Source organism: Streptomyces sp. NPDC091209, assembly GCF_044757755.1.
Classification (GTDB): domain Bacteria; phylum Actinomycetota; class Actinomycetes; order Streptomycetales; family Streptomycetaceae; genus Streptomyces.
This window is the reverse complement of the sequence record NZ_JBIVVR010000004.1, coordinates 250,898-264,393: the sequence shown is the minus strand read 5'-3', so window position 1 is coordinate 264,393 and position 13,496 is coordinate 250,898. Positions and strand designations below refer to the sequence as shown.

The 13,496-nt window shown below is 72.4% G+C and carries 9 protein-coding genes and 2 pseudogenes; 3 read left to right on the top strand and 8 right to left on the bottom strand.

From position 1 onward, the window contains the following. Positions 1 to 85 precede the first annotated feature (85 nt). Positions 86 to 1,294 (bottom strand): pyridoxal phosphate-dependent aminotransferase, encoded by a 1,209-nt coding sequence (locus ACIQRL_RS14055; RefSeq protein ID WP_401331241.1) that lies wholly within the window; start codon positions 1,292 to 1,294, stop codon positions 86 to 88. 84 nt (positions 1,295 to 1,378) lie between these two features. Here ACIQRL_RS14055 and ACIQRL_RS14050 point away from each other — a divergent pair, with 84 nt between their 5' ends. Further along, positions 1,379 to 2,017 carry a winged helix-turn-helix transcriptional regulator gene (locus tag ACIQRL_RS14050; RefSeq protein ID WP_401331239.1) on the top strand — a complete coding sequence of 213 codons (639 nt, stop codon included), beginning with the start codon at positions 1,379 to 1,381 and terminating at the stop codon, positions 2,015 to 2,017. 107 nt (positions 2,018 to 2,124) lie between these two features. On the opposite strand, the gene ACIQRL_RS14045 is transcribed toward ACIQRL_RS14050, so the two are convergent. The 3 genes from ACIQRL_RS14045 to ACIQRL_RS14035 are packed head-to-tail and all read right to left on the bottom strand — an operon-like array spanning position 2,125 to position 5,786. After that, a complete protein-coding gene (locus tag ACIQRL_RS14045) occupies positions 2,125 to 2,958 on the bottom strand; it encodes a hypothetical protein (RefSeq protein WP_401331237.1) in 834 nt (277 codons plus the stop codon). Next, positions 2,958 to 4,220, bottom strand: a complete 1,263-nt coding sequence (locus ACIQRL_RS14040) for a VWA domain-containing protein (protein WP_401331235.1) — start codon at positions 4,218 to 4,220, stop codon at positions 2,958 to 2,960. The genes ACIQRL_RS14045 and ACIQRL_RS14040 overlap by 1 nt, the downstream gene beginning before the upstream one ends. A 54-nt stretch (positions 4,221 to 4,274) precedes the next feature. Beyond that, a complete protein-coding gene (locus ACIQRL_RS14035) occupies positions 4,275 to 5,786 on the bottom strand; it encodes an IucA/IucC family protein (RefSeq protein ID WP_401331233.1) in 1,512 nt (503 codons plus the stop codon). Positions 5,787 to 5,878: 92 nt separating this feature from the next. Here ACIQRL_RS14035 and ACIQRL_RS14030 point away from each other — a divergent pair, with 92 nt between their 5' ends. Further along, a complete protein-coding gene (locus tag ACIQRL_RS14030) occupies positions 5,879 to 7,408 on the top strand; it encodes an IucA/IucC family protein (protein ID WP_401331231.1) in 1,530 nt (509 codons plus the stop codon). Between the two features lie 223 nt (positions 7,409 to 7,631). Here the strand turns inward: ACIQRL_RS14030 and ACIQRL_RS14025 are convergent, their stop codons facing one another. After that, complete coding sequence (locus ACIQRL_RS14025; protein WP_401331229.1) at positions 7,632 to 8,495, bottom strand: hypothetical protein; 864 nt, start codon at positions 8,493 to 8,495, stop codon at positions 7,632 to 7,634. A 32-nt stretch (positions 8,496 to 8,527) separates the two neighbouring features. Further along, complete coding sequence (locus ACIQRL_RS14020) at positions 8,528 to 8,899, bottom strand: peptidase inhibitor family I36 protein (protein ID WP_401331227.1); 372 nt, start codon at positions 8,897 to 8,899, stop codon at positions 8,528 to 8,530. Positions 8,900 to 9,133: 234 nt separating this feature from the next. Here ACIQRL_RS14020 and ACIQRL_RS14015 point away from each other — a divergent pair, with 234 nt between their 5' ends. Further along, on the top strand, positions 9,134 to 12,175 hold the full coding sequence (locus tag ACIQRL_RS14015) for a tetratricopeptide repeat protein (protein ID WP_401331225.1): 3,042 nt from the start codon (positions 9,134 to 9,136) through the stop codon (positions 12,173 to 12,175). 172 nt (positions 12,176 to 12,347) lie between these two features. Here the strand turns inward: ACIQRL_RS14015 and ACIQRL_RS14010 are convergent. Together ACIQRL_RS14010 and ACIQRL_RS14005 are read right to left on the bottom strand one after the other, a co-directional pair. After that, a pseudogene (locus tag ACIQRL_RS14010) lies at positions 12,348 to 13,120 on the bottom strand (YqjF family protein). Between the two features lie 84 nt (positions 13,121 to 13,204). Beyond that, positions 13,205 to 13,360 (bottom strand): annotated as a pseudogene (locus ACIQRL_RS14005) (IS110 family transposase); the annotation flags it as partial. Between the last annotated feature and the right edge of the window lie 136 nt (positions 13,361 to 13,496).

Below are 13,496 nucleotides of genomic sequence, written 5' to 3'. Positions count from 1 at the left end.
CTCGTACGGTGACACCGGCCGGGCCGGGCCGCAGCACCGGCTCCTCCGACCGGCCCCACCCCGGCCACTCCCTCCGCCCGGTCCCCTACTGCCGGTACCCGCTCAGGAACCGCCCGATCCGGCTGATCGCCGCGTCCAGGACGTCGGCGTGCGGGAGGGTGAGGATGCGGAAGTGGTCGGGCCGCGACCAGTTGAAGCCGGTGCCCTGCACGACCTGGATCTTCTCGCGCAGCAGCAGGTCGAGGACGAACTTCTCGTCGTCGTGGATCGGATACACGGCGGGGTCGATGCGCGGGAACGCGTACAGCGCGCCCTTGGGTTTCACGCACGAGACGCCGGGGATCTCGTTGAGTTTCTCCCAGGCGAGGTCGCGCTGCTCGCGGAGCCGGCCGCCGGGTGCGGTCAGCTCGTGGATCGACTGGCGGCCGCCGAGCGCGGCCTGGATGGCGTACTGCGCGGGGGCGTTGGCGCACAGTCGCATGGAGGCCAGCATCGTCAGCCCCTCCAGATAGCTGCGCGCGTGCTGCTTGGGGCCCGTGACGACCAGCCAGCCGGAACGGAAACCGGCGACGCGGTACGTCTTGGACAGGCCGCAGAAGGTGAGGACCACCAGGTCGGGCGCGAGGGCGGCGGCCGACTGGTGCACGGCGTCGTCGTACAGGATCTGGTCGTAGACCTCGTCGGCGAACACCATCAGGCCGTGCCGGCGGGCGAGATCGAGGATGCCCTCGACGATCTCCTTCGGATAGACGGCGCCCGTCGGGTTGTTGGGGTTGATGATGACGACCGCGCGGGTCCGGTCGGTGATCTTCGCCGCCATGTCGTCCAGGTCCGGGTACCAGTCGGCCTGTTCGTCGCAGAGGTAGTGGACGGCCTTGCCGCCGGCGAGGGTCGTGACGGCCGTCCACAGCGGGTAGTCCGGGGCGGGGATGAGGACTTCGTCGCCGTCCTCGATCAGGGCCTGCACGGCCATGGAGATCAGTTCCGAGACGCCGTTGCCGAGGAAGACGTCGTCCACGCCGACGTCCAGGCCCCGGTCCTGGTAGCGCTGGGCGACGGCCCGGCGGGCGGACAGGATGCCGCGCGAGTCGGTGTAGCCGTGCGCCCGGGGCAGCATCCGGATCATGTCCTGGAGGATCTCCTCCGGCGCCTCGAAACCGAAGAGCGCCGGGTTGCCGGTGTTGAGGCGCAGCACGCTGTGGCCCGCCGCCTCCAGTGCGTCGGCGTGCTCGATCACCGGGCCGCGGATCTCGTAACAGACCTCGCTGAGTTTGCTCGACTGCCGGAACTCCATGCGCTGCGCCCTCCGGTTGTGGTGTTGCTTGGTTTTACCAAGTGGGAGCTTGGAAAGTCCAACAAGATAGCTAGACTGCGTCGCATGTCACCGCGCCGAAGCTACGACCAGTACTGTTCCGCCGCCCGTGCCCTCGACGCCGTCGGGGACCGGTGGACCCTCCTGATCGTCCGCGAACTGCTCGGCGGACCGCGCCGCTACACCGATCTGCACGCCGACCTGCCGGGCGTCAGCACCGACGTCCTCGCCTCCCGGCTCAAGGACATGGAGCGCGACGGCCTGGCCACCCGCCGGCGCCTGCCGCCTCCGGGCGCCGCCTACGTCTACGAACTCACCGCGCGCGGGCAGGAGTTGCTGCCCGTCCTCCAGGCACTCGGGGAGTGGGGCGCGCCCGCGCTGGGCGATCGGCGGCCCACCGACGCCGTACGGGCGCACTGGTTCGCGCTGCCGCTGCTGCGGGGGCTGGACGCCGCCGGGGCGGGGGAAGGGCTGGTCGAAGTCCACCTGGACGAGGGCCGGTTCCATGTGCGGCTGGGCGCCGGGGAGGCGCCGCTCTACGGGGACGGGCCCGCTCCGCGGGAGCCGGACGCCCGGCTGACGCTGGACACGCGGACGGGCGAGGCCGTGAACCGGGGAACCTCGACCCTGCTCGACGCGCTGCGCGAGCGGAGCGTCCAGGTGACGGGCGAGGGACCCCTCGCCAAGGCGCTCCGCGAGGCGTGACGCCACCGGGGCGAGCGCCTTGCCGCCGCACGCCCTGAGGTCTTACGGACGGAGGCCCGCACCGCTCCCGGGCAGGGAGCGGGACGGGCCTCGGTGAGCCGTACGGGTCAGGCGCCCGGCGGGATCCGGGAAGGGCGTCCGCGGCCGCGCGTCAGCGCGTAGCCGCCGATGCCCGCGAGGGCCGCGAGGACGCCGCCGGCCGCGGTCCACACCCAGCGGTCGGACCACCAGTCCGAGCCGTCGGGCCGGAGCGAGGACAGCACCGCGGTCTTGGACCCGGAACCGTCGTCGGACGTCTTGGACGTCGTGGCGATGCCCGGGACCAACGGCTTGGCGAGCGAGCCGTCGACCGCCGCCGAGCCGCCGATGTCCTTGGAGTCCACCCGGAGTTCCGTGCTCATCGGCAGACCCAGATCGGCCGCCCCGAGACCGGTGGCGGTGAGCCGGATGTAATAGGTGCCCGGCAGCGGGTCGTTGGCCCATGTCTCCGACCAGGCGCGGACGGTGCGCAGGGTGCAGGACAGCTCCACGGTGGACGCTTCCGCCGCCGCGGTCCGGGTCTGCGACCCGTACTGGCAGGCCTGGCGGCGCCGCAGACCGTCGTACACGTCGATCTGCCAGGTCTCGGCGGAGGCGCGCTTGGAGGCCTCGGGGAGCTTCACCGTCGCCTTCACGGTGGGCCGCTGCCCGGCGTCCGCGGGGAACTGCCAGTACAGGTAGTCACCCGTGGAGGCGCCGGCGGTGGCCTGCGCACCCTGCTCGATCTCGGTCGCCGTACGGAACGACGTACCGGCCTCGGTGGGCGCGGACGCGTCACCGGACGGGCTCGGGGACGGCGAGGAGTCGGCGAAGGCCGGGGAAGCGGCCGCGCCGAGCAGCGCGGGCGCCGCGGCGACCCCCGCGAGAAGGACGGCGGTGCTCAGCACACGTCGGATACGCATCAGTTGGTCCTCCAGACCGAGAACCGCCAGCGAGAGATCCAGCCCCACAGCACACCCGCGAGGAAGCCGGTCAGCACCAGGGCGCCGAGCAGCCACCAGCCGCGGCCGAGGCCGAAGGAGGCCACGTCGCCCGCCTGGTCGGGGCCGCCGACGACGTCGACGGTCAGCTCCAGCGGCAGTCCGGGCGTGGTCTTCACACCGGGCGCGGCCGAGAAGGAGTTGGACACCTGCAGACACACGACCTCGGCGGGCGCGTTCTCGTCGTCGCTCGCGGCCTTCGGGTAGCGAAGACCGGTCGAGATGACATCGGTGCGGCCGTTCCCGGCCGCCTCGCCGCGCACGATCTCCCGGCCGTGCACGGTGACGGCCCGCAGCAACACCCCGTAGTCCGGGTTGACCTGACGGTCGGCCGCGATGCTCACCGAGGCGCGCAGCTCCTTGCCCGGCGCCACCTCCACGCGGTACCAGCGGTGCTGCGCGAACTCCTCGCGGTCGGTGTAGAGGCCCGACTTGACGGCGGGCGCGCCGGTGCACGAGTCGGCGCCCTCCACGGCCACCGGCTTCACCACCGGATCGGCGGCACGGACCACCAACTGGTTCACGCGGTCGCTGAGTTGCTCCTTGTGCTCCACCGAGGTGTACGTGCCACCGGTGGCCTCGGCGATGCAGCTCAGCTGCTTGCTCACCTTGACGTCGGGGACCAGACCCAGGGTGTCGATGGTGAGGTTGATGCCCTTGGCCGCGATCTCGCGGGCCACCTGGCAGGGGTCGAGCGGCTGGCAGGTGTCCTCGCCGTCGCTGATCAGCACGATGCGGCGGGTGCCCTCACCGCCGTCGAGGTCGTCGGCCGCCTTGAGCAGGGCGGGGCCTATCGGGGTCCAGCCGGTCGGGTTGAGGGTCGCGACGGCGGTCTTGGCCTCGGTGCGGTCCAGGGTCCCCACCGGGTAGAGCTGGGCCGTGTCCTTGCAGCCCGTCTTGCGGTCGTTCCCCGGATAGTTGGCGCCGAGGGTGCGGATGCCGAGCTGCACCTCCTGCGGTGTCGCGTCGAGCACTTCGTTGAACGCCTGCTTCGCCGCGGACATCCGCGACTCGCCGTCGATGTCCCGGGCACGCATCGAACCGCTGACGTCCAGCAGGAGTTCGACCTTGGGAGCGGTGGCCGTGGTTTCGTCGGCGACCGCTCCGGCCGGGAAGGCGATCCCGGCGGCCAGGGCGGCGAGCAGGGCGCAGACGCCCGCCGCCAGCCGTTGTCTTGTGATCATCGGCGGATCCTATTGATCAAAGGTGCCGCGCGTAAAAACGAGAGGTGTCCCGCGCTACGACGAGCCGGGTCCAATGAGCGGCTGCGGGAGCCGTGTCCACAGGTCACCGGGGGTCTCGGGGGAAAGCCGCATCAAGGTCAGCGCTTTGGTGGGAAGCGGCTCGCCGAGGAGCGCGGGGAGGTCCGCCGTGCGCGGAAGATCCGGCGCGACCGTCTCAAGGGCCTCACGGAGCGCGGCCGTCGAGCCCGCCGTCGCGCCGAGCGCGCCGCCGACGAGGGAACCGAAGAGCTTGCGCCGCAGGGCGGTCTCGTCGTCGGTCACGATGCGTCCGGACAGCCGCGGGACCGGGATGCCGTGGCGGGCGAGGCGCGCCGGGCTCACCCGGATGTCGGCCAGGTCGCGGTAGACGAGCCGGACCGGGGAACCCGCGCGGTCGAGGACCACCAGCAGGTTCTGGCCGTGCGCCTCCAGGGCCACCCCGAGCTCCAGCAGCCCCAGTCCCACGGTCAGGACGAGGCGGGTGAACTCGGCCAGCCAGGACGCCTTTTCGGGGAGCGTGGTCAGCGGAAGGGCGGCCACCGGGACACAGCGCTCGTCCGCACCCGCGTATCCGTCCGGCGACTCCCGCACCACCGCGGCGAGATCGGGGAATCCGGCGGTGGCCGCGCCGAGGGTGCGGGTGATGTGCAGTGGCGCGTCCAGGCGGGCCGTCATCTCCTCCATGAACGCCGATACGGTGTCCGCCGTCTCCACCGAGTACACCGAGATGTCCCGCACCGACGAGGTCAGCCGCGCGCTCAGCGCCGTCTTCACGTGCGGCCCGTCCGGCACCGCGAGGGTACGCAGCGACATCAACGGGCGGGCGGCGAAGCCCTCCTGGAGCGGAGCGTCCAGCACATGGGCGCTCTGCCAGGGATGCACCGGGATCAGCACGCGCTCCCCGTCCCGCAGCCACTTCGGCCATTCACCGGTCACGAGAGCGTCGTCCACCGCCACCAGACCCAGCTCCACCGACGTCCGGTGCTCCGGCCCGTAGGCGAGTTGCTCGGTCACCGAGAACCCCGGCCGCGAGCGGCAGTTGGGGTGATACGGATGCCCGTCGACGATCCGCTGCTCCCACACCCAGCTCTCCTCGGACGCACCGGGGCCGTCGCCGGACACCCGGTCCGCCCGCGACAGCGCCAAGGAGGCGACGCTGCCGCCGAGTTCGGCCGCGAAGGCATCGCCGTGCGGTACGCCGAGGGCTTCGACGAGCAGCTCGGGACGGTCGTACGCCCGCTCGCCGAGCCGCACTTCGGTGACGTACGCGGACGTGGCGTACGGGTCGGGGCGCGGCCCGTACAGCCGCCGGCCGTCCGTGAGGCGCATTGCGAGGCCGTCGCGGTCCGTGGCGCGGTCCGCGATCCACGGCAGCGGCTCGTACGCCAGCGCCCGCCACAGCCGGGTCAGCACGGCGGCCCTGGCGCCGGGCAGAGCCTCCGCGTACGGCGCCGACAGATCCGGGCGCACGACGCTCAGCTCCTCGGCGAACGCGGCCTCGGTGTCGGGCGTGGAGGAACGGTGCACGGGCGGGCTCCTTGGGTACGGGACTGCGTCGTGATCGTCCGCGGGGCAGACATACTGATCACCAGTGCACCGTAATGAATCGAATGAACCGGATGGATCGCGTGGACTTCAAGCCGACCGTGTTCACCCAGCTCACCCGGGGCGACATGGACGAGGCCGCCGACGCGTACGCCGCCGCGCCGTTGCTCAATTGTCTCCTTCGCGAACTGGCCGAGCCCACCGGGGAACCGGGCGTCCACCGGCTCCGCGCGAGCGGCCGGCCGCTGCGCGTGCGGGGGACGCGGCGCCCCTTCCGGCCCGAGGTGCACACCGACGGGACCTGGCACCGGCTCACGCACCCGGAACTGATCGCACTCACCGCCGAGGAACTGCTCCGGTTCACCGGCGTGGCCAACACCGGGCTGCCCGCGGAGATGACCGACAGCCGGAACGTGGTCGCGGCCCTCCTGCGGGCCCGCGCCCGCACGACGCCGCCCGCGGACCCGTACCTGCGATCCGAACAGTCCCTGATCATGGGGCACCCGTACCACCCGGCGCCCAAGACCCGCGGCGGCGGCCCGGTCACCGACTGGCTGCCGTACGCCCCCGAGGCGTACACCCGCTTCCCGCTGGAACTGCTCGCCGTGCGCGAGGACGCGGTCGTCGAGGAGGGCGACACGACGGCGCTCGACGCGCTGGGCCAGGCCCCGCCGGGCTACCGGCTGCTGCCCGCCCACCCCTGGCAGCTCGGCCTGACCGGCGCCCGCCCGGCGATCCGGGCCGCCTTCGCGGACGGCAGGCTCCTGCGCCTCGGACCCACCGCCCGCCCGTACCGGCCGACGGCGGCCGTCCGCACGCTCTACGCCCCCGAGGACGACCTGTTCGTCAAGTTCAGCCTCGATGTCCGCATCACCAACGACATCCGTCGGCTGTGGAAGCACGACCTGCTGAAGATGCGCGCCACCGACGCGGCGACCGCCGCCGCCTTCGCCGCCCGGCCGGGGCCCGCCGCCTGGCTGAGCGACCGGGGCTACCGCACCGCCGACTTCGCCTTCGAGGAACTGGCCGTCCTGGTGCGCGACGGACTGCGCGACCACCTCGTCCCCGGCGCGACCCCGCTGCTCGCCGCCGCCCTGGTGGAGGGCTTCGAGGGCAGCCCGCTCGACAGGCTCACCGACCCCGCCGCCTGGTGGGCCGCGTACCTCCGCCAGGTGGTGCCCCCGGTGCTGGACGCGTTCGCCCGCCACGGAGTCGTCGTCGAGGCCCATCTGCAGAACACGCTGGTGGCCGTGGACGGAGACGGTCTGCCGGTCCAGGCTCTCTTCCGGGACGCGGAAGGAGTGAAGCTGCTGCCGGGGGTGACCCGCGCGGCCGGCTGGGAACGGCTCGTGTACTGCCTGGTCGTCAACCACCTCATCGAGCTGGCCGCCCTGCTCGCCGAACGGTTCCCGGGCGCGGACCCCTGGCCCGCCGTACGCGAGGAACTCCACCGCTACGGCACGGACCACGACCTCCCCGAGATCGCCGCGCTGCTCTCCTCGCCCACCCTCCCGGGCAAGACCAATCTGCTGCTCCGCTGGACCGACGCGGACGGCGCCGACGCGCGCTACGTACCACTGCCGAACCCCCTGGCCAGGGCCTGACGCCCGCTGGGCCGGAGGCGTGTGGCCCTGGGCCGGGCGACCCGCTGTCAGTGGCCGGCCACCGTCGGATCCTCCAACGAGCCGCCGTTGAAAGGGAGTTGGCCGTCCCTGCACACCTCGGCGGGGCGGGCGCCGCCGAAGTCCGGCAAGAGAGCGGCGGGTTCACCCTCTGACCGGACTTCGCGTGCCGTCCGCGGAGGACGAAGACAGGGCAGCCGGTCGCTCATGCGGATCCGGTGGCCAGTGCCCTGCGTTTGTCCGCCAAGTAACTTGCCACGGTCTTTCTGTCACTTGCCGTCAACAGGCGCTTCTCCACGGCCCGTTGCACGTCCCGGACGGCCTCCGACAGCCCTGTCTCGACCTGGCAGTCCGCGTCGGCGCGCGCCGTCCGGATCTCGTCGAGGCCGAGCGCACGCAGGGCCCCCTGATCCGACACGGCCTTCCGCAGACGGGAGTCGACGGCTTTCCGAGGGGCCTGGAGATCCTTCGCCGGATCCCCGGCCTCGGTCATGCACAAGGACCAGCGCCGGACAGCGGCACGGTAGCCGGAGTTCGCCTCGACAGCGCCGATCACGCGGTTCGCCAGCCCCGCGGTGACAGGCTCCACCCTGTTCCAGTCCGCCCCGTACAGCTCGGCCCGCGCCCGGGCGACACAGCCGTCGGCGGAGTACCGCAGACTGACGCCGTCGGGCAGCCGCAGGCTCACCCGGTGTGCGGGTGTGCCGGTGAGGGCCTGCTGCCAGGCCGCCTTGTGCGGTTCTTCGGCCGGAACGGGGGTGGATCGCCGGTACAGGTACTCACCGACGATCCCGTATCCGTCCTGGGTCGCCTTCTCCCGGGTGAGCAGCCCGTAGGGGTTGGTCTCCTCGCTGCGCGCGGACGCGGTCCGGGGCTGGGCCGTGTACTTCTGGCCGCGGGAGCTCATGCAGGCGGCGACGGCACGTTCCTCACGGTCGTGCAGGCGTACGGCATCGGCGTAGCCGAACGCGGTGGCGCCCGACAGGGGGCGGACGTCGAGTGCCACGGGCCCGCGGCCGGGCTGCCCACCCCCGTAGGAGCAGCCCGTCGCGGTCAGCGCCAGAAGCACCGTGAGGAGCGTCCGCCGTGCCGTGGATGGACTCACACGCACCAGTCGTTCGCGGCCACGTTGTGCCACCACACGGTGTTCGCCAGGGAGCCGTTCAGGTAGCCCCGGTCGAGCACGTAGCTGGAGCCCGTGTAGCCCGTGCCCGAGTAGAGGCGGACGTTGCAGTTGTTGCCGTTGTTGAACAGCGACTCGGCGTTGTCGAACTTGTTGTACTGCAGGAGGTTCGAGTTGTCGCCGTAGACCACGCCGGGGGTACCCGCGCCATTGACGCCGAGGTAGGCGCACAGCCCTCCGGAGGGACAGGACCACGCCGCGTTCGCGGGGCCGGCGGTGACGAGTGCGCCCGTGGTGGCCAGGGCCACGCTTCCCAGGGCGATGCCGGCCTTGGCCAGGATTCGCTTCATTCTCAGTGTTCTCCATAACTCGGGGCGCCGCCCACGGGACGGAACTCGTCCGTGGTCCGGCGGGTTGCCATGAACACGATGGAGAGGGGAGGTGGCCGAGAACCTTGCCTGAACCTTGCCTCGCAGGTGGCCCGGTGGTTGGGTGACGCCCGGTGGGGACGCGTGACGCGCGCAGGGCGGGGCGGGGGAGAGGGCGTGACGGGATTTCGGCTGCTGGGGCCCGTGGAGTTATGGGTGTCGGGCCGCCCGGTGGATCTCGGCCCCGCCAAACGGCGTACGGTCCTGGCGGCGCTGCTGGTGGACGCGGGCCGCTGGGTGGCGGCCGAGACACTGATCGACCGGGTCTGGGGCGAGGACCCGCCCGCAAAGGTGCGCGCCACGCTCTACGCCCACATCGCCCGTATCCGCCGTGTCCTCGTGGACACGGCCCCGCATCTCTCCGGCGGCGCCGACGACCCGCCCACCGTGCCGTCGTTACTGCGCGGCCCGGGAGGCTACCGGCTCGACATCCCGCCGGACCTGGTCGACGCGCACCGCTTCCGGAGCCTGGTCACGCGGGCCCGTCAGGCCGACCGCTCCGACGCGGTGCGGGTGGCGATGCTGCGCGAAGCGATGGGCCTGTGGCAGGGAACGCCGCTGGCCGGCCTGCCCGGTGACTGGGCGGCGCAGACCCGGGAGAGCTGGCTGCACCAGCGTATCGACGCCGTCCTGGCCTGGGCGGACGCCGAACTCCGCTTCGGTGGCCACGTCGTGGTGGTCGACACCCTGTCCGTCCTCGTCGCCGAGCACCCGCTGATCGAGCCGCTCGCCGTGACCCTGATGCGGGCGCTGCACGCCGCCGGGCGCGCCCCGGAGGCACTCGCCTGCTACGCCGCCCTGGGGAAGCGACTTGCCGACGAACTCGGCGCCAGCCCGGGAGCCGAGGCCCGGCGGGAACACCGGGCGATCCTGAGCGGGAAGGCCGCCACGGCGGCCGTCCATCGCGCGCCGGCCGGCACCGGCACCGAGCGCGCCAGAGCCGTTCCCGCGCAACTCCCCATGGAAGCGGCGGAATTCACCGGCCGGGAGAAGGAACTGGCCTGGCTGGAGAAGGTCCTGGGCTCGGCTGCCGGGCAGCCCACCGCGGTGGTGGTCTCGGCGGTGTCCGGGACGGCGGGCGTGGGCAAGACGGCCTTGGCGGTGCACTGGGCGCACCGAGTCCAGGACCGTTTCCCGGACGGCCAGTTGTATGTGAACCTGCGTGGTTACGACCCCGATCGGCCCATGACCGCCCCCGACGCCCTGGTCCGGTTCCTGACCGCGCTCGGGGTGTCCGGGCAGGACATCCCGCTGGAGGCGGACGACCGGGCGGCGCGCTACCGCACCGAGGTCGCGGGCCGGCGCATCCTGATCGTGCTCGACAACGCCGCCACCGTCGAGCAGGTCCGTCCACTGCTGCCCGGCACCGGCTCCTGTGCGGTGCTGGTGACCAGCCGCGACAGCCTGGCCGGGCTGGTCGCGCGGGAGGGCGCCCACCGCCTCGACCTCGACCTGCTGCCCGCCGACGCCGCCCGCACCCTGCTGCTTCGGCTCGTCGGCACCCGGGCCGAAGCCGACCCCGAGGCCGTCGACGCCCTCGCCGCGCAATGCGCCCGACTGCCCCTGGCGCTGCGGGTCGCCGCGGAACTCGCCGCCGCCCGCCCCAGCACGCCGCTGACCGACCTCGTCACCGAACTCGCCGACCAGCAGCGGCGACTGGATCTGCTCGACGCGGACGGCGACCCCCGGGCCGCCGTGGCCGCGGTGTTCTCCTGGTCGCTGCGGCATCTGCCGGCGGAGGCGGCGCGTACCTTCCGGCTGCTCGGCCTGCATCCCGGCCCCGACCTCGATGTCCACGCCGCCGCCGCGCTGACCGGCAGCGGTCCGGCGGACACCCGCCGTGCCCTCGACGTCCTCGCCCGCGCCCATCTGGTCGAGCCCGTGGACGCAGCCCGGTACGGCATGCACGACCTGCTGCGCGCCTACGCGACCCGCCTCGCCACGGCCGAGGACGCGCCGGAGACCCGCGAGGCGGCGCTCGACCGGCTCTTCGACCACTACCTCGCCACCGCAGCCGCCGCCATGAACTGCCTCTATCCGGCCGAGGCCCACCTACGGCCCGCCGTTCCCGAGTCCGCCACCCCCGTTCCCGGCCTGTCCGATCCTGACGCCGCGCGTGCCTGGCTGAACACCGAGCGGACGTGTCTGACGGCGGTGTCCGCCCACACCGCCACCCACGGCCGGCCCCTCCACACCATCCGGCTCTCCCTCATCCTGTACCGCTACCTCATCAGCGGCCATCACACCGACGGCCTCACGGTGCACGGCCACGCCAGGGACGCCGCTCGCGGGATCGGCGACCCGGCGAGCGAGGCCCGGGCGCTGCTCGGCCTCGGCACGGCCTACTGGCAACTGGCCCGGCACGAACCGGCGATCCGGCATCTTCAGGAGGCGCTGACCTTGTTCCGGCGGGCCGGCGACCCGACCGGCCAGGCCCGTGCCCTGGTCAACCTCGGTCTTGTCGACGAACGGCTGGGCCGCTTCCTGTCCGCCGTCGAAAACCTGGAACAGGCTCTGGTGCTGTACCAGAGCGTCGACGACCGGTGGGGCGAAGCGGTCGCCCTCAAGGATCTCGCCTCCGTCGAGGAGCAGCTCGGCCGCCACGGACAGGCCGCCGGCCATCTCCAGCAGGCCCTGACCCTGCTCCGCCAGACCGGCAACCGATATCTGGAGGCCCACGCGCTCAACGACCTCGGCACGATCGAGGCGCGACTGGACCTTCTCGGGTCGGCCGCCCGCCGTCAGGAGCAAGCCCTCGTCCTGTTCCGGGAAATCGGCGACCGGTACGGCGAAGCCGGGGCACTGTACAGCCTCGGTATCGTCCACTCCCGGTGCGACCGGCATGCGCAGGCCGCCGCATGCCACCGGCAGGCGCTCACCCTCTACTGCCAGAACGGCGACCGGGACGGCGAGGCCAGGGCGCTCAACGGGCTCGGCGAGGCCGCCCGTGCCGCCGGCCGGCCCACCGACGCCCTCGTCCACCACACCCACGCCTTCGCCATCGCCGAGGACATCGGAAACCCGGGCCACCAGGCCCACGCCCACGGCGGACTCGGCGACGCCCACCACGCTCTCGGCGACACCGCCCTCGCGGTCTTCCGCTACGAGCGTGCGCTCGCCCTCTACACCGAACTCGGTATGCCCGAGGCCGACGCCATCAGAACAAGGCTGGCCACCGTGACCGGCCTCCGTCCGTAACTCCGGCTCCCAGGTCCGCTGTCTCCGCCCCGGGCCTCGGCTGCGTCCCGGGCCGGTCTTCCGCACCTGGGTCGACTCCCGCTCAGGAAGCTCCTGCACTCCGGAGGCTCCGTGCCCGGAGTCGTCCAGGCCGACGAGCTGGGCACCTACGACGTGAAGACCCGGGGCCTCTTCACGGAGTCGGCGACGACGTTCGGCGCCGCGCTTCGGCACCGGACCGGATCGGGAACCCGAGGCGGACAGGGACACCGGGCGAGTACAGGACGCTGACCGGGGCGTCACCGGGCGCAGGGATCCCGGCCGCGACCAGCAGGTTCTCCTCGCACGTGATCAGCTCGGCGCGGTACAGGGGCCAGCGCGGGTGGTCGTTGGGAAGATAGTCCGAGCCACCGAAGAACGCGTTGTGCATACCCCACCGGGCGGTGAGAAAGTGCTCCAGCTCGGTGGGCTCCTCGACGCGTTCACCGGTGCGTACGGTGATCCGGCTGTACGCCCCTCGAGGGCGGGCCAGCGACGGGAGCTCGAGTATGCGACGGTGTCGCCGTCGGACCGTACGTCCATCCGCGACCACAGATACGGCAGCCGAAACCCGAGACGCCCGATCAGCACCGGGAGCAGCCGTGCCGCGTCCATCGACCGGAAGACGACCCCGCGACGCCCCTGCGCGTCGACCGAGTAGAGCCGCACGTTGGTCTCCGGGAAGGATCCGAAGTACGGCATCCCGGGCAGGCGCAGCAGCCCGACCTTGTGCATCCGAAAGGCGACGAGCCCCACGTGGGCAGCCCCGTGATGGGTGTCGGGGACGGTCCCGCTCGGCAACAGCCCGGCGACGGCGTCGGGTTCGACGGCCCAGTGGATGAAGGTGAGATCGAGCCACTGTTGGGTGAAGAGGGGACGGTCCACGGACGCGGGAGCGTCGGGGGCGACCGAGGCGGGCGATTGCATGTCACCAGGATGACCGAAGCCACCGACACCGATGATCGGTCCGCGCGTTGAGCAGGCAGTCTGCCGGGGCCTACATGCCCTTCGTCAAGCGAGGCGTGGGGTTCTGGGCTCATGGAAGGTTCCTCGTGGACGGTGCCGTCGCGGAGCATGGCGAACGGCACGTTGGACCGCTGCCGGGCAAGGCGGAGGAGGGCTCGTGTGTGTCTTTCCGCGGGCCCGGCAACGGTCGTACCGGGCCCGCGGCCGGACCTCTCGCCAGCGTCTCCGACGGCTTTCCGGGCCCGGTGACACCACCCCCGGGCCATCCGTGCGACAGGGAGACCCCGTCGGAGCACTGGTCAACGCCCTGATCATCGGCTGGTGCGCCCGTGCACTG

Excerpts from the sequence above, each read along its gene's own strand:
- ACIQRL_RS14020 (WP_401331227.1), bottom strand. The coding sequence starts at position 8,899 with ATGAAGCGAATCCTGGCCAAGGCCGGCATCGCCCTGGGAAGCGTGGCC.
- ACIQRL_RS14040 (WP_401331235.1), bottom strand. The coding sequence starts at position 4,220 with ATGATCACAAGACAACGGCTGGCGGCGGGCGTCTGCGCCCTGCTCGCC.
- ACIQRL_RS14030 (WP_401331231.1), top strand. The coding sequence starts at position 5,879 with ATGGATCGCGTGGACTTCAAGCCGACCGTGTTCACCCAGCTCACCCGG.
- ACIQRL_RS14050 (WP_401331239.1), top strand. The coding sequence starts at position 1,379 with ATGTCACCGCGCCGAAGCTACGACCAGTACTGTTCCGCCGCCCGTGCC.
- ACIQRL_RS14055 (WP_401331241.1), bottom strand. The coding sequence starts at position 1,294 with ATGGAGTTCCGGCAGTCGAGCAAACTCAGCGAGGTCTGTTACGAGATC.
- ACIQRL_RS14045 (WP_401331237.1), bottom strand. The coding sequence starts at position 2,958 with ATGCGTATCCGACGTGTGCTGAGCACCGCCGTCCTTCTCGCGGGGGTC.